The sequence below is a fragment of the Mesorhizobium sp. L103C105A0 genome, from assembly GCF_000502215.1.
In the GTDB taxonomy this organism is placed as follows: Bacteria; Pseudomonadota; Alphaproteobacteria; order Rhizobiales; family Rhizobiaceae; genus Mesorhizobium.
This window is the reverse complement of the sequence record NZ_AYXF01000017.1, coordinates 38,784-56,020: the sequence shown is the minus strand read 5'-3', so window position 1 is coordinate 56,020 and position 17,237 is coordinate 38,784. Positions and strand designations below refer to the sequence as shown.

At 61.8% G+C, this 17,237-nt stretch carries 17 protein-coding genes and 2 pseudogenes; 16 read left to right on the top strand and 3 right to left on the bottom strand.

Features of this window, described 5'->3' with window-relative positions; all coding sequences use genetic code 11:
• The first annotated feature begins 71 nt into the window (after nt 1–71).
• Nucleotides 72–2,051: a bifunctional 2',3'-cyclic-nucleotide 2'-phosphodiesterase/3'-nucleotidase gene (locus X727_RS137600; protein WP_023835253.1), complete on the top strand. Its 1,980-nt coding sequence runs from the start codon at nt 72–74 to the stop codon at nt 2,049–2,051.
• 60 nt (nt 2,052–2,111) lie between these two features.
• On the opposite strand, the gene X727_RS137605 is transcribed toward X727_RS137600, so the two are convergent.
• Nucleotides 2,112–3,362 (bottom strand): cyclopropane-fatty-acyl-phospholipid synthase family protein, encoded by a 1,251-nt coding sequence (locus tag X727_RS137605; protein ID WP_023743028.1) that lies wholly within the window; start codon nt 3,360–3,362, stop codon nt 2,112–2,114.
• 259 nt (nt 3,363–3,621) lie between these two features.
• On the opposite strand from X727_RS137605, the gene X727_RS1000000169675 reads away from it, so the two are divergent.
• The 6 genes from X727_RS1000000169675 (at nt 3,622) to X727_RS137630 (ending at nt 6,714) form a co-directional block, all read left to right on the top strand.
• Nucleotides 3,622–3,756, top strand: coding sequence for a hypothetical protein (locus X727_RS1000000169675; protein WP_023668905.1), 135 nt, complete (start codon nt 3,622–3,624; stop codon nt 3,754–3,756).
• A gap of 114 nt (nt 3,757–3,870) precedes the next feature.
• Entirely contained in the window at nt 3,871–4,161 is a 291-nt protein-coding gene (locus tag X727_RS137610; protein ID WP_023835252.1) for a Dabb family protein, read from the top strand.
• A gap of 55 nt (nt 4,162–4,216) precedes the next feature.
• Nucleotides 4,217–5,089 carry a VOC family protein gene (locus X727_RS137615; RefSeq protein WP_023835251.1) on the top strand — a complete coding sequence of 291 codons (873 nt, stop codon included), beginning with the start codon at nt 4,217–4,219 and terminating at the stop codon, nt 5,087–5,089.
• Nucleotides 5,086–5,964 (top strand): 3-deoxy-8-phosphooctulonate synthase, encoded by an 879-nt coding sequence (gene kdsA / locus X727_RS137620; protein ID WP_031204764.1) that lies wholly within the window; start codon nt 5,086–5,088, stop codon nt 5,962–5,964. Before X727_RS137615 ends, kdsA begins: the two co-directional genes overlap by 4 nt.
• A gap of 97 nt (nt 5,965–6,061) precedes the next feature.
• Complete coding sequence (locus X727_RS137625; RefSeq protein ID WP_023668908.1) at nt 6,062–6,265, top strand: dodecin family protein; 204 nt, start codon at nt 6,062–6,064, stop codon at nt 6,263–6,265.
• A gap of 83 nt (nt 6,266–6,348) precedes the next feature.
• Nucleotides 6,349–6,714 (top strand): PRC-barrel domain-containing protein, encoded by a 366-nt coding sequence (locus X727_RS137630; RefSeq protein WP_023668909.1) that lies wholly within the window; start codon nt 6,349–6,351, stop codon nt 6,712–6,714.
• An 82-nt stretch (nt 6,715–6,796) separates the two neighbouring features.
• Here X727_RS137630 and X727_RS1000000169670 read toward each other — a convergent pair whose 3' ends face one another.
• The gene (locus X727_RS1000000169670; protein ID WP_023835249.1) at nt 6,797–6,919 is read right to left on the bottom strand and encodes a hypothetical protein; all 123 of its coding nucleotides are present in this window, start codon (nt 6,917–6,919) and stop codon (nt 6,797–6,799) included.
• A 109-nt stretch (nt 6,920–7,028) separates the two neighbouring features.
• Nucleotides 7,029–8,519: a hypothetical protein gene (locus tag X727_RS1000000168670; protein WP_196815024.1), complete on the bottom strand. Its 1,491-nt coding sequence runs from the start codon at nt 8,517–8,519 to the stop codon at nt 7,029–7,031.
• Nucleotides 8,520–8,705: 186 nt separating this feature from the next.
• On the opposite strand from X727_RS1000000168670, the gene eno reads away from it, so the two are divergent.
• From eno to lpdA, 9 genes and pseudogenes are all read left to right on the top strand, one after another.
• The gene (eno, locus tag X727_RS137635) at nt 8,706–9,980 is read left to right on the top strand and encodes a phosphopyruvate hydratase (RefSeq protein WP_023701745.1); all 1,275 of its coding nucleotides are present in this window, start codon (nt 8,706–8,708) and stop codon (nt 9,978–9,980) included.
• Between the two features lie 137 nt (nt 9,981–10,117).
• Nucleotides 10,118–10,441 (top strand): septum formation initiator family protein, encoded by a 324-nt coding sequence (locus X727_RS137640; RefSeq protein ID WP_023682560.1) that lies wholly within the window; start codon nt 10,118–10,120, stop codon nt 10,439–10,441.
• Nucleotides 10,442–10,636: 195 nt separating this feature from the next.
• A complete protein-coding gene (pdhA, locus tag X727_RS137645) occupies nt 10,637–11,683 on the top strand; it encodes a pyruvate dehydrogenase (acetyl-transferring) E1 component subunit alpha (RefSeq protein WP_023668914.1) in 1,047 nt (348 codons plus the stop codon).
• Nucleotides 11,684–11,698: 15 nt separating this feature from the next.
• On the top strand, nt 11,699–13,120 hold the full coding sequence (locus X727_RS137650) for a pyruvate dehydrogenase complex E1 component subunit beta (protein ID WP_023696091.1): 1,422 nt from the start codon (nt 11,699–11,701) through the stop codon (nt 13,118–13,120).
• A gap of 18 nt (nt 13,121–13,138) precedes the next feature.
• A pseudogene (locus tag X727_RS1000000167190) lies at nt 13,139–13,441 on the top strand (biotin/lipoyl-containing protein); the annotation flags it as partial.
• A 269-nt stretch (nt 13,442–13,710) separates the two neighbouring features.
• Nucleotides 13,711–14,676: pseudogene (locus X727_RS0134770) on the top strand (2-oxo acid dehydrogenase subunit E2); the annotation flags it as partial.
• Between the two features lie 14 nt (nt 14,677–14,690).
• Nucleotides 14,691–15,110, top strand: coding sequence for a hypothetical protein (locus X727_RS137655; protein WP_023835247.1), 420 nt, complete (start codon nt 14,691–14,693; stop codon nt 15,108–15,110).
• Nucleotides 15,107–15,748, top strand: a complete 642-nt coding sequence (locus X727_RS137660; protein WP_023835246.1) for an SGNH/GDSL hydrolase family protein — start codon at nt 15,107–15,109, stop codon at nt 15,746–15,748. Before X727_RS137655 ends, X727_RS137660 begins: the two co-directional genes overlap by 4 nt.
• Before the next feature lie 21 nt (nt 15,749–15,769).
• Nucleotides 15,770–17,218 carry a dihydrolipoyl dehydrogenase gene (gene lpdA / locus X727_RS137665; protein ID WP_023682554.1) on the top strand — a complete coding sequence of 483 codons (1,449 nt, stop codon included), beginning with the start codon at nt 15,770–15,772 and terminating at the stop codon, nt 17,216–17,218.
• Nucleotides 17,219–17,237: the final 19 nt, after the last annotated feature.

The following is a 17,237-nucleotide window of genomic DNA, read 5'->3' as shown; positions in this document are numbered from 1 at the left end:
CATGGCCGGTTTTCGGCGCGAAGCTTCCGCCCGGGGCTGGGATCTTGTCACGTCGCTGGGAAGGAAAACCAATGCCGCATCTCAATTACCCCGTCTCCCGCCGTAGTTTTCTTGCCGGTACGGCCGCCAGCGGGGCGCTGATCATGCTGCATCCGTTTTCCGCCCGCGCGCAGGCCAATCAGGCGCATCTGAGGATCATGGAGACCACCGACATTCATGTGAATGTGCTGCCTTACGACTACTACGCCGACAAAGCCAACGACACGATGGGCCTGTCACGGACGGCCTCACTGATCGCGGCGGTGCGCAAGGAAGCCACCAATGCGATGCTGATCGACAATGGCGATCTTTTGCAGGGCAATCCGATGGGCGATTACATCGCCTATGAGAAGGGCCTCAAGGAAGGCGATCTGCATCCGATCATGAAGGGCATGAACCTGCTGGGCTATGAATGCTCGACGCTCGGCAATCACGAGTTCAATTACGGCCTGTCGTTCCTCGACAAGGTGCTGGCCGGAGCCAATTTCCCCTTCGTCTGCGCCAATCTGATCCGCGGCACCGAGCTTGCCGCCAAACCGCGCGACGACAAGCTCTACCTCAGGCCCTATGTCATCCTCGACAAGAAGATCAAGGACGGGTCGGGCGCCGAGCAGCCGATCAAGATCGGCATCATCGGCTTTGTGCCGCCGCAGATCATGGTCTGGGACCTGAAGAACCTGGAAGGCAATGTCAGGACGCGCGACATCGTCGAGGCGGCCAGGGCATGGGTGCCGCAGATCAAGGAGGAGGGCGCCGACATCGTCATCGCGCTCTCGCATTCCGGCATCGATATCAAGCAGGGCGACGGCATGGAGAACGCCTCCTTCTTCGTCGCCGGCGTCGAAGGCATCGATGCGGTGTTCACCGGCCATCAGCATCTCGTCTTCCCCGGCAAGAAGGATTTTCAGGCGCTCGAAGGCGTCGACACCGAGAAAGGCACGCTGCAGGGCAAGCCCGCCGTGATGGGCGGTTTCTGGGGCTCGCATATGGGACTGATCGATCTGCTTCTGGAACGGGACGGATCGAAATGGCGCGTAGCCTCGGCCACATCGGAGGCAAGGCCGATCTACCAGCGCGTCGACAAGGCAAACAAGCCGACGGTGGCGGACGACCAGCGCGTCGTCGATGCGCTGAAGGCGGACCATGAGGCGACACTTGCCTATGTCCGCCGACCGGTCGGCAAGACCTCGGCGCCGCTCTATTCCTATTTCGCGCTGGTCGCCGACGATCCGTCGGTGCAGATCGTCAACCAGGCGCAGAGCTGGTACCTCAAGGACATATTAAAAAGCACGCAGTGGAAGGACGTGCCGCTGCTGTCGGCGGCGGCGCCCTTCAAGGCCGGCGGGCGCAACGGCGCCGACTACTATACCGACGTGCCGGTGGGCGACATCGCCATCAAGAACGTCGCCGACCTCTATCTCTATCCGAACACGGTTCGTGCCGTCGAAATCACCGGCGCGCAAGTGAAGGAATGGCTGGAAATGTCGGCCGGCATTTTCAGGAAGATCGAGCCGGGCAAAGCCGACCAGGCGCTCATCGACACCGAATTCCCGTCCTACAATTTCGATGTGATCGATGGCGTCAGCTACGGAATAGACCTGTCGCAGCTGCCGAAATACGATGCCAAGGGTGGCGTCGCCAATGCCGGCTCGAACCGCATCGTCGGCCTCAGCTTCGACGGCAAGCCGATTGATCCGGCAGCGAAATTCGTCGTCGCCACCAACAATTACCGCGCCGGCGGTGGCGGCAATTTCCCCGACATCAATGCCTCGAAGATCATCTACGAGGCGCCGGACACCAACCGCGACGTGATCGTGCGCTACGTCGTCAGCGAAGGCACGATCAACCCCTCGGCCGACGACAATTGGTCGTTCACGCCGCTGCCCGGCACCAGCGTCGTGTTCGAGACCGGCCCCAAAGCGAAGGATTTCATATTTGGGGTGAAATCGCTCAAGATCGAGCCGGCCGGCGAGGGCGAATCCGGGTTTGCGAAGTATCGCATCCTGCTTTGAGGCAAACGCGCAGGTAACAGGGAAACGAGCGGGCATACGCCCGCTCAATCACGCTTCGGATCAGGCCTTGTAGACCACCTGGCGCACGTCGATGTAGCTGGCCCTGAAGCCGGCTTCGCAATAGTGGAGATAAAATTCCCAAAGCTTCTTGAAGCGGTCGTCGAAGCCGAGCGGGACGATCTTTTCCCACGACGCCCAGAAGCGGTTGCGCCATTCGGCAAGCGTGCGGGCATAGTCGTCCGGAAAGACGCGCTCGCGCAGATGGGCAAGGCCATGGTCGCTGCCCAGCGTCTTCAGGATCGACGGCGTCGGCAGCATGCCGCCTGGGAAGACATAGCGCTGGATGAAATCCGGCCGCGCCCGATAGGTGTCGTAAGCGGCCTCGTTGATGGTGATGATCTGCAGGCCGGCGGTGCCGCCGGGCCTCAGGCATGCCTTCATCTTGCCGAAAAATACCGGCCAATATTTTTCGCCGACCGCCTCGAACATCTCGATCGAGGCGATGCGGTCGTAAGTGCCCGTTTCGTCTCGGTAATCCTGCAGCTTGATGTCGACCTTGTCAGACAGTCCCGCCTTCTGGATGCGCGCCTTGGCGAAATCGTGCTGTTCGCGGCTGATGGTCAGGCCGGTGACGCGGCAGCCGATCTCGCGCGCGGCAAATTCGGCAAAACCGCCCCAGCCGCAGCCGATCTCGAGCACATGGTCCTTCTTGCCGATGCCCGTATCCTTGGCCAGCGCGCGGTATTTGGCGGCCTGAGCGCTTTCCAGGTCGTTGGCGCCGGTCGCATAGAGCGCCGACGAATAGGTCATGCTGGGATCGAGCCATTGCTTGTAGAAGGCGTTGCCGAGATCGTAATGCGCCGAGATGTTGCGCTTCGAGCCTGTGCGGGTGTTTTCGTTGAACCAGTGGCGGATGCGCTGGACCGTGTTGATGAGCCAGCTGGCGCCGCCGGCAATGCGTTCGCCAACGGCCGAGTTGACGACGAACAGTTCCAGGAAGCTGGTTACATCAGGGCTTTCCCAGTCGCCGTCCATGTAGGATTCGGCAACGCCGATGGTGCCGCCGGAAAAGGCACGGCCGGGCAGGCGCCAGTTCTTCAACACCAGTTCGGCATCCGGGCCGGGTCCGTTGCCGCCGACAAGAACCGCCCGGCCATCCGGCATCCTCACCTTCAGCGAACCGCGCGGCAATTTCATCGCCGCCGACAGCACCATGCGCGCCTTGGCCGGCAGGCCCTTGACCATCTCGGCGAAATTGAGTTCGTCCAGCCTGATGGCGTCGCCGATGCCTTTGTATTCCCTGACAGCCATCTCACACCCCCCTGGACTTCCGCGGGGGCGGCGCAAGATCTGCCGGCCTCCACATCCTCCACTTTCATTCGTCAGGCGCGAACGCCGTAGCCTGCGTGAATTTTGGCCACAATCTTCCACCGCATCGACGGGAACTTCAAGAGGCAAGCCGTGCCCGGCACTGGCCCAGGTGGCGTGCCTGGGGCCAGAATCCGTGAGGGCGAGCGACCGCCGGTGAAATCGCTGTGGTTACGAACAGCCACATACGTTAGTTTCAGCCATGCGTTACGTCATCGTCATCACCGCCATCGCCTTTTTCCTGATCTGGGACGGCCTCTACAATCAGGGCCGCTATCTCGACACGACGGTCAGGGAGATGTCGCGCGTCGTGCGCTACGTCACCGGCAAAGCCTAGCTTTTTGCGCCTCTGCAAAGTCGCCTGCCGGCATTGCCGGGCGCGACATCGTGGCGGTTGACGCGACGGTCCCGCTCACACAAAACATGCCGCAAATCGAACGTGGAGGCAGGCGTGATCCGGCATATCGTTTTCTTCAGCGCGCGGCGCAAGGACGATGTCGAGGCCGTGCGCACGGGCTTGCTCACACTGGGCAAGATCCCGCATTCAAGCCTCTTCGAGGTGACGCTCAACACCAAGGTCGATCCGCTGTCGGATGCGATCGACGTGGTCGTCTATGCCGAGTTCGAGGACGATGCCGCGCTTGCCGCATACAAGGCGCACCCGCTCTATGCCGAGACGACCAGCCGGGTCAAACCCTTGCGCGAATTGCGCTATTCGGCCGATATCGTGGCGGCGGCCTGATCGGGCCGGCAAGAGGCCTTGAACCAATTTCGGGAATGATGCACACCGCGCCGGCATGACCAGCACGACCCATCCGCTTGACCATCTGGTGCTGCCGACGGCGAGCCTCGCCGTGGCGCGGGCGCGGCTGACATCGCTTGGCTTCATCGTCGCACCAACCGGCATCCACCCTTTCGGCACCGAAAATTGCTGCGTCTTCTTCGCCGACGGCACCTACCTCGAACCGCTGGCGGTCGGGAATGAACAGGCTGCAGACGAGGCATTTGCCGGTGGCAATGTCTTTGTCGCGCGCGACCGGCTCAATCGCGCCAGGCTGGGCGATGAGGGCTTTTCCGCCGTGGTGCTGGCCACCGACGATGCCGATGCGGACCATGCGCGCTTTATCAAAGCCGGCCTGTCGGCGGGAGACGTACTGAGCTTTTCCCGCGCCTTCACCGACACGGCCGGAAAGAGCGACATGGCCTCGTTCAAACTGGCTTTCGCCGCCGGCGCCGAGACGATGGACGCCTTTCTGTTCGCTTGCGAGCGGATCAACGCCCCTCAAATCGACCGTACAGCACTGCAGGCCCATGCCAACGGCGTGACCGGCATTGCCGAAATCGTCGCGATCAGCGACGCGCCTTCCACGCAGATCAGCCTGATCTCGACAGTGGTTGGCTCGGAGCAGCAGAGCAGCGCGGTCTTCGACCTGCCGAATGCGCGTCTGACCGTTCTGGATCCTGCGGCTTTCACCGCGCGCTTCGACATTCCGGCCGGTGCGCCGACAAGAGTTCGCTTCGCCGCGATTGTCTTTTCGGCCCGCAGTGCCGGCACTGTCGCGAGGCTGCTTGCAGACAACGCCGTCCGGCACGATATAGCGGGCAACGAAATTGTCGTGCAGCCGGCATCCGGGCAGGGCGCGGCTTTCATCTTCCGGGAGACCCCATGAGCAAGCCGCAAGGGCCCAATTCGCTGGCGCCGAATTCGTCGGTAACCGTCGGCAACGTCGTCTTCGACAACAGCGGGCCCTTGGCGTTGATCGCCGGCCCGTGCCAGTTCGAATCGCGCCAGCACGCTTTCGACATGGCCGGCGCGCTGAAGGAACTGACCGGCAAGCTCGGCATCGGCCTCGTCTACAAGACCAGCTACGACAAGGCCAACCGCACCTCGCTGTCGGCAACGCGCGGCGCCGGCATGGACGCGGCGCTTCCGGTGTTCGACGAGTTGCGCAAGGAATTTTCGGTTCCCATTCTGACCGATGTCCACACCGAGGAGCAGTGCGCGATCGTCGCACACCATGTCGATGTGCTGCAGATTCCGGCCTTCCTGTCGCGCCAGACCGACATGCTGGTCGCCGCCGCCAAGACCGGCAAGGTGATCAACGTCAAGAAGGGGCAATTCCTGGCGCCCTGGGATATGAAGAACGTGGTGGCCAAGATCACCGGTTCGGGCAACCTCAATGTGCTGACCACCGAGCGCGGCGCGTCTTTCGGCTACAACACGCTGGTGTCGGACATGCGGGCTTTGCCTCTGATGGCCGAGATCGGCGCGCCGGTGATTTTCGACGCCACCCATTCGGTGCAGCAGCCGGGCGGGCAGGGCGGTTCCTCCGGTGGTGAGCGCCGCTTTGTCGAGACGCTGGCGCGGGCTGCCGTTGCCGTCGGCGTCGCCGGCGTGTTCATAGAGACCCACCAGGATCCCGACAATTCGACCTCCTCCGACGGGCCCAACATGCTGCCGCTGAAGGACATGCCGGCGCTGCTCGAAAGACTGATGGCATTCGACCGCATCGCCAAGAATGCTGCTGACCTGAACCGAGGCTGATGGTTTCGGCTATGGCGCGCGCGCTGCCCTGCTTGTGGAAGGCATAAGCCGGCTGTAGGCTCGCTCCTGCAAATGAGCGTCTTGGCAGGAGGAAGCCATGTCCGTCGCCCGCGTCACCGAAATCACGTCGTCGTCGAAAAAGAGCTTTCAGGACGCCATCGAGAAGGGGATTGAGCGCGCCTCAAAGACCCTGAAGAACGTCGAAGGCGCCTGGATCCAGGACCAGAAGATCGTCGTCGAGGACGGCAGGATCGCGGCCTATCGCGTCAACATGAAGGTGACGTTCATCCTCGCGGAGTAACCGCCCGCCGCTCGAAAAACGGGAACTTTCGCCCGCGCACCTCATTGTCAAAGTATCGATCAACGACATGAGGAGCAGCAGCCATGACCACCCAGACAGGCCACACCGAAGCCATCGCCGCTTCGCGCGTCATCGGCACGTCGGTCTACAACACCGAAGGCACGAGCATCGGCAGCATCGAGGACATCATGCTCGACAAGACGTCGAACGGCATCATGTTCGCGGTGATCGGGTTCGGTGGATTTCTCGGCATTGGCGAGAAGTATCACGCCATTCCGTGGGCGAGCCTCGACTATGACGAGGACAAGGGCGGCTATGTCGTGCCGTTCTCGAAGGAGCAGCTGAAGGCAGCACCCGCCTATTCGATCAATGAACTGGCCGGCGCCGATGGCGAGGCCGCACGTGATGCTTCCTATGATTACTACAAGGTCACGCCGTATTGGCATTGATCAGCTGCGCTGACGCCTGACGTGAAAAGGCCCCCGAATTCCGAAACGGGGGCCTTTTCAGTGCAACCCGACAGTTTCTAAATTATTCTGCTGCATGAAGCGTGGACAGCTGCGTCGCCGCCTTTGGCGGCTGCTGCGTATCGCACGACGTCAGGAACGCCGCCGCGATCAGGAACAAACTCACGATACCGCTCAACTCGGACATGGCGAAACTCCTCCTGTTTCGCCCCGCGCATCACCATCCTAGTCGACACAGAGATTGTTATCTCTGAATTATGATGACGTGGTGTTGCCGAACGTGATCCGAGGCATGCTCAGCCGACGAGTCCGGCATTCTTCACCGCCTTGAAAATCTTTTCGTGCCAGGCGATCCGATCCGCTTCGCCATTGGCCGGCGTGGTGGAATTGGCGTTGCCGACGTTGATCGCGCGCGAGATCTTTTTAATCAGGCCGGCATCGGCAAAGGCATTGCAGCCTGACCCTTTCCATTCGGCGCAAGCTGCGAGCAGCGAAATCTGCGGATCCTCGATCAGTTCAGGATGATTGGCGAGGTCGACCTTGGCGAGCTTGCCCTTGGCCGTGTACGCGTCGCGCCCGGTGGTCTGGAACGTGCCGCCGCCGCGGAAATTGAAGCCGTCCAACGTTCCTTTCACATTGCCCATGCGGCCGCCATAGGCCCAGTCGCCCAGGGCTTGCGGCTTGCGCAGCAGGTTGTCCTCGATCCACTGATCGGTCTTGCCCGCGGCTCGCGACCTCCATGCGTTCCGGATTGCCGCCACGGTCGTGTAGGTCAGGGATTCGCGAATGAGGGTGAAGCCACCGGTTTCCATCGCCGCTTGAGCGAAGAAATGCATCAGCCGATCATAGTTGTTGCACACCCCATGATCGCCAAGTGTCTTGAGGCCTTTGTCGGAGGTAAAGGCGCCGATGTAACCGTCATAGATTGTTCGCTTGGAACCGCTTGCCGGTCTCTGCGCGAATTTCTGGAAGACCGCTGCTGGCAAACCCTTGTTCGGATCGCCCGCAACGGCTTCGAGCACGCTCTCGACACTCTCGGTCGACAGCACCGGTTCGCCTTCGACGACCACCGAAGCATTGGGGATTCGCTTGCCGTTGCTTTTCGGGAAGCCACCGCCGGCAAAGGTTTTCAGATCGTCGATGAGGGCGATTACGCGTGTCCGGCTCTCCGTGAAATCCATGTCGGAAAGCGGACCGCTCACCTTCTTCGTCGGGTTGATGCATCCGACGCTGGACAGGAAATTGACGCCCGGATGGATCAGGATTTCGGTGCGCTTGTTGGTCTTCAGCAGTTCGAGTCCAGGTTTGGGTGGCGTCTTGGCGCCAGTGTAGCCGATCGTCACATATTTGCCTCCGGCCTGTGTCGCCAGCGGATAGGTGCCGGGCTCGATGCGCCTGCCATTGTCTTCTTTGGAATTGTCGCCTGGGCCGCGAGATTCACACACGAACCCCGATAGACCCGTTACTGCCGTGCCGTTGTGAAAGACTTTATAGGTACCAACTGTCCTGCGTCTGGTGCCCCTCATATGCTCGACTTTGCGGCTAATAAGAAGTTCCCAGCCAGTACCTGAAATCGCTGCCATTGCCGCCTCCCCAAAGAGTTCAAGTTTGTTGATTTCACTGTGGTCGCCAAATAGTTCGCGTTGTAGATGTGACCCTAACATCTTCGAATTCTCTGCATTGTGAAGTTTGTCACGTTGGCGGTAGCCTCTTTTGAAGCATCGGGTGGAGTTTGTGTGCCGCCTGGTTTCGTGACAAAGGCATTGCCGCAGGGGCGGGGCACCCACCCCATGCCGCGCCAGACATATGACGTCAGGGCGGGCTGTTTGCGTTCAGATGGCGTCGCCCATGCCCCACGGCCTGAGCGCATGGGGCGACTGTCACCATTATTTCATGCCATTCCTGATTGCCTTTTGCGGCACTTTGGCTAAGAGGGGCGCGACGCTTTCAATCGATCAATCGGGGACATCGCAATGACCGCCATCATCGACATTGTCGGGCGTGAAATCCTGGACAGCCGTGGAAATCCGACCGTCGAGGTCGACGTCGTCCTCGAAGACGGCTCGATGGGCCGCGCCGCGGTGCCGTCGGGCGCGTCGACCGGCGCGCATGAGGCCGTCGAACTGCGCGACGGTGGCGCCCGCTATCTCGGCAAGGGCGTGCTCAAGGCGGTCGAGGCCGTCAATGGCGAGCTGTTCGAGGCGATCGGCGGCTTGGAAGCCGAAAACCAGATCCACATCGACCAGACCATGATCGAGCTCGACGGCACGCCCAACAAGAGCCGGCTCGGCGCCAACGCCATCCTCGGCGTCTCGCTGGCGGTCGCCAAGGCCGCGGCGGAAGCCGCCGGCCTGCCGCTCTACCGCTATGTCGGCGGCACCAAGGCGCATTTGCTGCCGGTGCCCATGATGAACATCATCAATGGCGGCGCGCATGCCGACAATCCGATCGATTTCCAGGAATTCATGATCCTGCCGGTCGGCGCGCCGACGCTGCGCGAAGGCGTGCGCTGGGGCTCGGAAATCTTCCACACGCTGCGCAAGAAGCTCAAGGATGCCGGCCACAACACCAATGTCGGCGACGAAGGCGGCTTCGCGCCCAATCTGAAGAGTGCGCCGGTGGCGCTCGATTTCATCATGGAATCGATCGAGAAGGCCGGCTTCAAGCCGGGCGAGGAGATCGCGCTTGGTCTCGACTGTGCGGCGACCGAATTCTTCAAGGACGGCAATTACGTCTATGAGGGCGAGAAGAGGACCCGCGATCCCAAGGCGCAGGCCAAGTACCTGGCCAAGCTTGCCGCCGACTATCCGATCATCTCGATCGAGGACGGCCTGGCCGAGGACGACTGGGAGGGCTGGAAGTACCTGACCGATTTGATCGGCAACAAGACGCAGCTGGTTGGCGACGACCTCTTCGTCACCAACACGGCGCGGCTGCGCGACGGCATCCGCATGGGTGTCGCCAATTCGATCCTGGTCAAGGTCAACCAGATCGGCTCGCTCACCGAAACGCTCGACGCTGTCGAGACCGCGCACAAGGCAGGCTACACAGCCGTCATGTCGCACCGTTCGGGCGAAACCGAGGATTCGACCATCGCCGACCTCGCCGTCGCCACCAATTGCGGGCAGATCAAGACCGGTTCGCTGTCGCGCTCGGATCGCATGGCCAAGTACAACCAGCTGATCCGCATCGAGGAAGAGCTCGGCAAGCAGGCGCGCTACGCCGGCAAGTCGGTGGTCAAAGCTTAAATTCTGCCGAACTGGCGAAAACGACGAAGGGCGGGATTTTCCCGCCCTTTTTCGTTGCGGCCGCTGGCTAATGCACCTGTCCGTAACCGTCCATTAAGCACAATCGAGCGACAAATGGCGGTCAAAGGATTGCGACCATGTGGACACGCCAGCACAAGCAGAGAAACACCGGCCGGCTGATCATCCCGTCGCTTTGCGTGGCGTTCCTGGCCTATTTCGGCTTCCATGCCTATCATGGCGAGTTCGGCATCAATTCCAAATATCAGCTCGAAGCGCAGACCATCGAATTGCAGGCCAAGTACGATGCCATCAAGGCGCGCCGGATCGATCTGGAGCGGCGCGTCCAGCTGATGCATGAGGGCACGCTTGAAAAGGATATGCTCGACGAGCAGGCACGCCGGGCGCTCAATCTGTCCCAGCCCGATGAAATCACCATCATGCTGCCGGCCAATTCGAAATAACCGAATTTCGGTTAATCGCTGATATCTCTAACGATTCTGGGCGTTTAGGCGCATGCCAGCCATGCGTTTTTCTGCATGGCGAAACGCCGTCTCGCATGTTAGCTTCCTTCCAATCGGTGGGGAGGAGCTGATCCTCCCCGGAGCAGACATGGTCTGCTTTAGTGTCCGCGAAGAGACGCCAACAGGGAGTGATGCATGGCCACCGCCGCCAAAAAAGCGCCTGCCAAATCCGTTAAATCGACATCCGCCAAATCAACGGGGCTTTCCGCCCCCAAGCCGGCCGACTTCACCAAGGACGAGGAGCTTGCCGCCTACCGGCACATGCTGCTTATCCGTCGCTTCGAGGAAAAGGCCGGCCAGCTCTACGGCATGGGCTTTATCGGCGGCTTCTGCCACCTCTATATCGGCCAGGAAGCGGTCGTCACCGGCATGAAGATGTCGCTGATCAACGGCGACCAGATGATCACCGCCTATCGCGACCATGGCCACATGCTGGCGATGGAACTGTCACCGCGGGGCGTCATGGCAGAGCTGACCGGACGCCGTGGTGGCCTGTCGAGGGGCAAGGGCGGCTCCATGCACATGTTCTCCAAGGAGAAGCATTTTTACGGCGGCCACGGCATTGTCGGCGCGCAGGTTTCGCTCGGCACCGGGCTGGCCTTCGCCAACCGCTACCGCGACAACAACAATGTCTCGCTGACCTATTTCGGCGATGGCGCAGCCAACCAGGGCCAGGTCTATGAAAGCTTCAACATGGCCTCGCTGTGGAAGCTGCCGGTGATCTACATCATCGAGAACAACCGCTATGCCATGGGCACCTCGGTGTCGCGCTCGTCGGCGGAAACCAATTTTTCGCATCGCGGCGCATCGTTCAAGATTCCCGGCATTCAGGTCGACGGCATGGATGTGCGTGCGGTCAAATCCGCCGGCGATCAGGCGACCGAATGGTGCCGTGCCGGCAACGGTCCGATCATCCTCGAGATGCAGACCTATCGCTATCGCGGTCACTCGATGTCGGATCCGGCAAAATACCGCTCCAAGGAAGAAGTGCAGAAGATGCGCTCGGATCATGATCCGATCGAGCAGGTCAAGGTGCGGCTGACGGCCAAGAAGTGGGCGACCGAGGACGAACTCAAGAACATCGACAAGGAAGTCCGCGACATCGTCGCCGACGCCGCCGAATTTGCCCAGCACGACGCAGAGCCGGATCCGTCCGAGCTCTGGACCGACATCGTATTGTAACGGGAGGGCAAGGACATGCCGATCGAAATTCTCATGCCCGCTCTCTCGCCGACCATGGAAGAGGGCAATCTTTCCAAATGGTTGAAGAACGAGGGCGACAAGGTCGTCGCCGGCGATGTCATCGCCGAGATCGAAACCGACAAGGCGACGATGGAAGTCGAAGCCGTCGATGAAGGCACGATCGGCAAGATCGTGGTTCCCGCCGGCACCGAAGGCGTCAAGGTCAACGCGGTGATCGCCGTGTTGCTGCAGGACGGTGAAAGTGCAGGCGATGTCGAAAAGAGCGGCAAGCCTGCCTCCACCCAGGATGCCGTTTCCGCTGGCGGTCAGCGGACCGATGCAGCCGAGGAAGGTTCAAAAGCGGCTCCCCAGGATGCCGGCGAGGCTCCGAAGGCAGTTCCCGCCGCTCCGGCGGCCAAACCTGCGGCCGATCCCGATATTCCCGCCGGCACCGAGATGGTCTCGACCACGGTGCGCGAGGCCTTGCGCGATGCCATGGCCGAGGAAATGCGCCGCGACGGCGATGTCTTCGTCATGGGCGAGGAGGTCGCGGAATACCAGGGCGCCTACAAGATCACGCAAGGCCTGCTGCAGGAATTCGGGCCGCGACGCGTGGTCGACACGCCGATCACCGAGCATGGCTTTGCCGGCGTCGGCGTCGGTGCGGCAATGGCCGGCCTGAAGCCGATCGTCGAATTCATGACCTTTAATTTCGCCATGCAAGCGATCGACCAGATCATCAACTCCGCCGCCAAGACGCTCTATATGTCGGGCGGCCAGATGGGCGCGCCGATCGTGTTCCGCGGCCCGAACGGGGCTGCCGCCCGCGTCGGCGCCCAGCATTCGCAGTGCTATGCCGCCTGGTACAGCCATATTCCCGGCCTGAAAGTGGTGATGCCGTACACGGCTGCCGATGCCAAGGGCCTGCTCAAGGCGGCGATCCGCGATCCGAACCCGGTCATCTTCCTCGAAAACGAAATCCTCTACGGCCAGTCCTTCGACGTGCCGAAGCTTGACGATTTCGTGCTGCCGATCGGCAAGGCGCGCATTCACAAGCAGGGCAAGGACGTCACCATCGTCTCGTTCGGCATCGGCATGACCTATGCCATCAAGGCGGAAGCCGAGCTGCGCGGCATGGGCATCGATGCCGAGATCATCGATCTCAGGACCATCCGTCCGCTCGACCTCGACACCGTCATTGCCTCGGTGAAGAAGACCAACCGCTTGATCGTGGTCGAAGAAGGTTTCCCGCAAAGTTCGGTCGGCGACCACATCGCCAACCAGGTTTCGCAGCGCGCCTTCGACTTCCTCGATGCGCCGGTCATCACCATCGCCGGCAAGGACGTGCCGATGCCTTATGCGGCGAACCTCGAAAAGCTGGCCTTGCCCAATGTCGGCGAGGTCATCGAGGCGGTCAAAGCCGTCACGTATCGCTGAGCCGGTCGGGAGGACATCATGCCAATCAACATCACCATGCCGGCGCTCTCGCCCACGATGGAAGAGGGCAATCTTTCCAAGTGGCTGGTCAAGGAGGGCGACAAGGTTTCGCCGGGCGACGTGATCGCCGAGATCGAGACCGACAAGGCGACGATGGAAGTCGAGGCCGTCGATGAGGGCACGGTTGCCAAGCTCGTCGTTCCGGCCGGCACCGAAGGCGTCAAGGTCAATGCTCTGATCGCCATTCTGGCTGGCGAAGGCGAGGATGCAGGGGCGGCGGCAAAGGGCGGCGGCGATGCCGCGCCCGCGAAAGCCGATGCCAAACAGGATAAGGCGTCAATCTCCCCACCCGTGGGGGAGATGTCGACGAAGTCGACAGAGGGGGGCGCTGTCCCGCCGACCTCTCAGTCTGTCGCGCCCCCCTCTGGCCTGCCGGCCATCTCCCCCACTTGTGGGGAGATTGGCAGTTTCGGCGCCTCGCTCACCCTGCAATGTNGGGGGGGGGCGCTGTCCCGCCGACCTCTCAGTCTGTCGCGCCCCCCTCTGGCCTGCCGGCCATCTCCCCCACAAGGGGGGAGATCAGCCAATCGTCAGGCGAGCGCACTTTCGCCTCGCCGCTGGCGCGGCGCATAGCCAAAGACGCCGGCGTCGATGTGTCCGCCGTGAGTGGCACCGGCCCGCATGGCCGTGTCGTCAAGGCCGATGTCGAGGCGGCGATCGCCGGCGGTGGCGCCAAGGCCGCGCCGGCCGCGAAAGCCGCACCTGCCGGCGCTCCGGCGTCTGCGCCGGCTCCGGCACCCAAGGCGATGTCGGACGAACGGGTGCTGAAGCTGTTTGCCGAAGGGTCCTACGAGCTCGTCCCGCACGACAATATGCGCAAGACCATTGCGCGCCGCCTGGTCGAGGCCAAGACAACCATCCCGCATTTCTACCTGACGCTCGACTGCGAGCTCGATGCCCTGCTGGCGCTGCGCACACAGATCAATGCGGCGGCTCCGATGAAGAAGACCGACAAGGGCGAAGTGCCCGTCTACAAGCTGTCGGTCAACGACATGGTGATCAAGGCGATGGCGATGGCGCTGATGGCGGTGCCGGATGCCAATGCGTCGTGGACCGAAAGCGCCATGGTCAAGCACAAGCACGCCGATGTCGGCGTTGCCGTGTCGATCCCCGGCGGCTTGATCACGCCGATCATCCGCCACGCCGACGAAAAGACGCTGTCCACTATCTCCAACGAGATGAAGGATCTGGCGAGCCGTGCGCGCAGCCGCAAGCTGAAGCCTGAGGAATATCAGGGCGGCACGACGGCTGTCTCCAATCTCGGCATGTTCGGCATCAAGGACTTTGCCGCCGTCATCAACCCGCCGCATGCGACGATCCTGGCGGTGGGTGCCGGCGAGCAGCGGCCGGTGGTCAAGAATGGCGAGATCAGAATCGCCAATATCATGTCGGTGACGCTGTCGACCGATCACCGCGCCGTCGACGGTGCGCTCGGCGCCGAACTTCTGGTCGCCTTCAAGCGCATGATCGAAAATCCGATGGGCATGCTGGTCTAGGAAGGAAAAAGGCTGTGCGGAAATTCGTCACCAGCCTTTTCGCCCTGATCCTTTCCGGCTTGGCCGGCGGGCTGGTGGCGCTGTGGCTGGCAATCGTCACCAATGCGAATTCCGAATACATCCTGGTCTTCATGGTTTCGGCGCTGGTCACCATCGTTGCGACCGTGGCGTTTTTCATCGCGCAGTTCGTGCCAAACCCGCAAAGGGCGATAAACCTGACGGGGCTTGTTGGGGTTTCGTTGTTCGTGCTGGCCGGAATCGGGCTGATTGCCTGGACCTTCTCGCAGCCGCCTGGCAAAGCCCAGTGGTCAGGCGATCTCCCCGTTGTCGCCGGTCTGTTTTTGCCAAGCATCGCCACGGTTATCGTGCAGTGGCTGTTCGTGGGATGGCGCGTGCGGCGCGCGCTTAGGGCGGAGGCGGGTGCGGGTGCATGAAAACGATCCTCTGCTACGGCGATTCCCTGACCTGGGGCTATGACGCGGCGAGCCTCGGGCGTTATGCGCTGGAAGATCGCTGGCCGAGCGTGCTCAAGGCGGCGTTGGGCGACGACGATATCGAAGTCATTGCCGAAGGTCTGAACGGCCGCACCACGGCTTTCGACGATCACCTGGCTGGTGCCGACCGCAATGGCGCCAAGGTGCTGCCGACGATCCTGACCAGCCATGCGCCGCTCGACCTGATCATCATCATGCTCGGCGCCAACGACATGAAGCCCTGGATCCACGGCAATCCGGTCGCGGCCAAGCAGGGCGTGCAGCGGCTGATCGACATCGTGCGCGGCCACGATTATCCGTTCGACTGGGCCGCGCCGCAAATCCTGATCGTCGCGCCACCAGCGGTCAGCCGCACCGACAATGCCGAATTCAAGGAAATGTTTGCCGGCGGCGACGAGGCCTCGAAGCAGCTGGCGCCGCAATATTCCGCGCTCGCCGACGAGGCCGGCTGCGGCTTTTTCGATGCCGGCACGGTGGCCGAGACCACACCGATCGACGGGGTCCATCTCGATGCCGAAAACACGCGCAATATAGGTGACGCATTGGCGCCATTGGTGCGTGTGATGCTGGAACTCTAGAGAAAATCAGGGAGAAACCCCGTGGCTGAATCCTACGACGTCATAATCATCGGCTCAGGCCCCGGCGGCTATGTCACGGCGGTGCGCTCCGCCCAGCTCGGCTTCAAGACGGCGATCGTCGAGCGCGAGCATCTCGGCGGCATCTGCCTCAACTGGGGCTGCATCCCGACCAAGGCGCTGCTGCGCTCGGCCGAGATCATGCACTATTCCGATCATCTGAAGGACTACGGCCTGAAGCTCGAAGGCGGCAAGGTCAGCGCCGACACGGCCGCTGTCGTCGACCGCTCGCGCAAAGTGTCGTTGAGGCTCAATGGCGGCGTCGCCTTCCTGATGAAGAAGAACAAGGTCGACGTTATCTGGGGCGAGGCCAAGCTCTCCAAGCCGGGTGAAATCGTCGTCTCCAAGACGGCCAAGAAACCGATGGAGCCGCAGCCGCCGGTGCCCAAGGGCGTCAAGGGCGAGGGCACCTATACCGCCAAGCACATTATTCTCGCCACCGGCGCCCGGCCGCGCGCGCTGCCCGGCATCGAGCCGGACGGCAAGCTGATCTGGACCTATTTCGAGGCGATGGTGCCGAAGGAGATGCCGAAATCGCTGCTGGTCATGGGTTCGGGCGCCATCGGCATCGAGTTCGCCTCCTTCTATCGCACCATGGGCGCCGAGGTGACGGTGGTCGAGCTTTTGCCGGCGGTGATGCCGGTCGAGGATGCCGAGGTCTCGAAATTCGCGCAGAAGCAGTTCGAGAAGCAGGGCATGAAAATCATCCTCGAGGCCAAGGTGACCAAGGTCGAGAAGGGTGCCAACTCGATCACTGCCCACGTCGAGATGAAAGACGGCAAGGTCGAGAAGATCACCGCCGACCGCATGATCTCGGCCGTCGGCGTGCAGGGCAACATCGAGAATCTCGGCCTCGAGACGCTCGGCGTGAAGACCGATCGCGGCTGCGTCGTCATTGACGGCTATGGCAAGACCAACGTTCCCGGCATCTACGCTATCGGCGATGTCGCCGGACCGCCTATGCTTGCCCACAAGGCCGAGCATGAAGGCGTGGTATGTATCGAAAAGATCGCCAATTTCCCCGGCGTGCATGCGACAGACAAGCTGAAGATCCCGGGCTGCACCTATTGCAACCCCCAGGTCGCATCGGTCGGGCTCACCGAAGCCAAGGCCAAGGCCGAAGGCAAGGACATTCGTGTCGGCCGCTTCCAGTTCGGCGCCAACGGCAAGGCGATCGCGCTTGGCGAGGACCAGGGCTTCATCAAGACCATCTTCGACAAGAAGACCGGCCAGCTGCTCGGCGCGCATATGGTCGGCGCCGAGGTGACGGAGCTGATCCAGGGCTTTGTCGTGGCGATGAACCTGGAGACCACCGAGGAAGAACTGATGCACACCATCTTCCCGCATCCGACGCTGTCGGAGATGATGAAGGAAAGCGTGCTCGATGCCTATGGCCGTGCGCTCAACGCGTGATAAATTGCTGCCGCGAGAC

Coding starts and splice junctions, on each gene's coding strand:
- X727_RS1000000169675 (WP_023668905.1), top strand. CDS start 3,622: ATGCGTTACGTCATCGTCATCACCGCCATCGCCTTTTTCCTGATCTGG.
- X727_RS137640 (WP_023682560.1), top strand. CDS start 10,118: ATGTGGACACGCCAGCACAAGCAGAGAAACACCGGCCGGCTGATCATC.
- X727_RS137615 (WP_023835251.1), top strand. CDS start 4,217: ATGACCAGCACGACCCATCCGCTTGACCATCTGGTGCTGCCGACGGCG.
- eno (WP_023701745.1), top strand. CDS start 8,706: ATGACCGCCATCATCGACATTGTCGGGCGTGAAATCCTGGACAGCCGT.
- pdhA (WP_023668914.1), top strand. CDS start 10,637: ATGGCCACCGCCGCCAAAAAAGCGCCTGCCAAATCCGTTAAATCGACA.
- X727_RS137650 (WP_023696091.1), top strand. CDS start 11,699: ATGCCGATCGAAATTCTCATGCCCGCTCTCTCGCCGACCATGGAAGAG.
- X727_RS137625 (WP_023668908.1), top strand. CDS start 6,062: ATGTCCGTCGCCCGCGTCACCGAAATCACGTCGTCGTCGAAAAAGAGC.
- kdsA (WP_031204764.1), top strand. CDS start 5,086: ATGAGCAAGCCGCAAGGGCCCAATTCGCTGGCGCCGAATTCGTCGGTA.
- X727_RS1000000169670 (WP_023835249.1), bottom strand. CDS start 6,919: ATGTCCGAGTTGAGCGGTATCGTGAGTTTGTTCCTGATCGCGGCGGCG.
- X727_RS137605 (WP_023743028.1), bottom strand. CDS start 3,362: ATGGCTGTCAGGGAATACAAAGGCATCGGCGACGCCATCAGGCTGGAC.
- X727_RS137660 (WP_023835246.1), top strand. CDS start 15,107: ATGAAAACGATCCTCTGCTACGGCGATTCCCTGACCTGGGGCTATGAC.
- X727_RS137630 (WP_023668909.1), top strand. CDS start 6,349: ATGACCACCCAGACAGGCCACACCGAAGCCATCGCCGCTTCGCGCGTC.
- X727_RS137600 (WP_023835253.1), top strand. CDS start 72: ATGCCGCATCTCAATTACCCCGTCTCCCGCCGTAGTTTTCTTGCCGGT.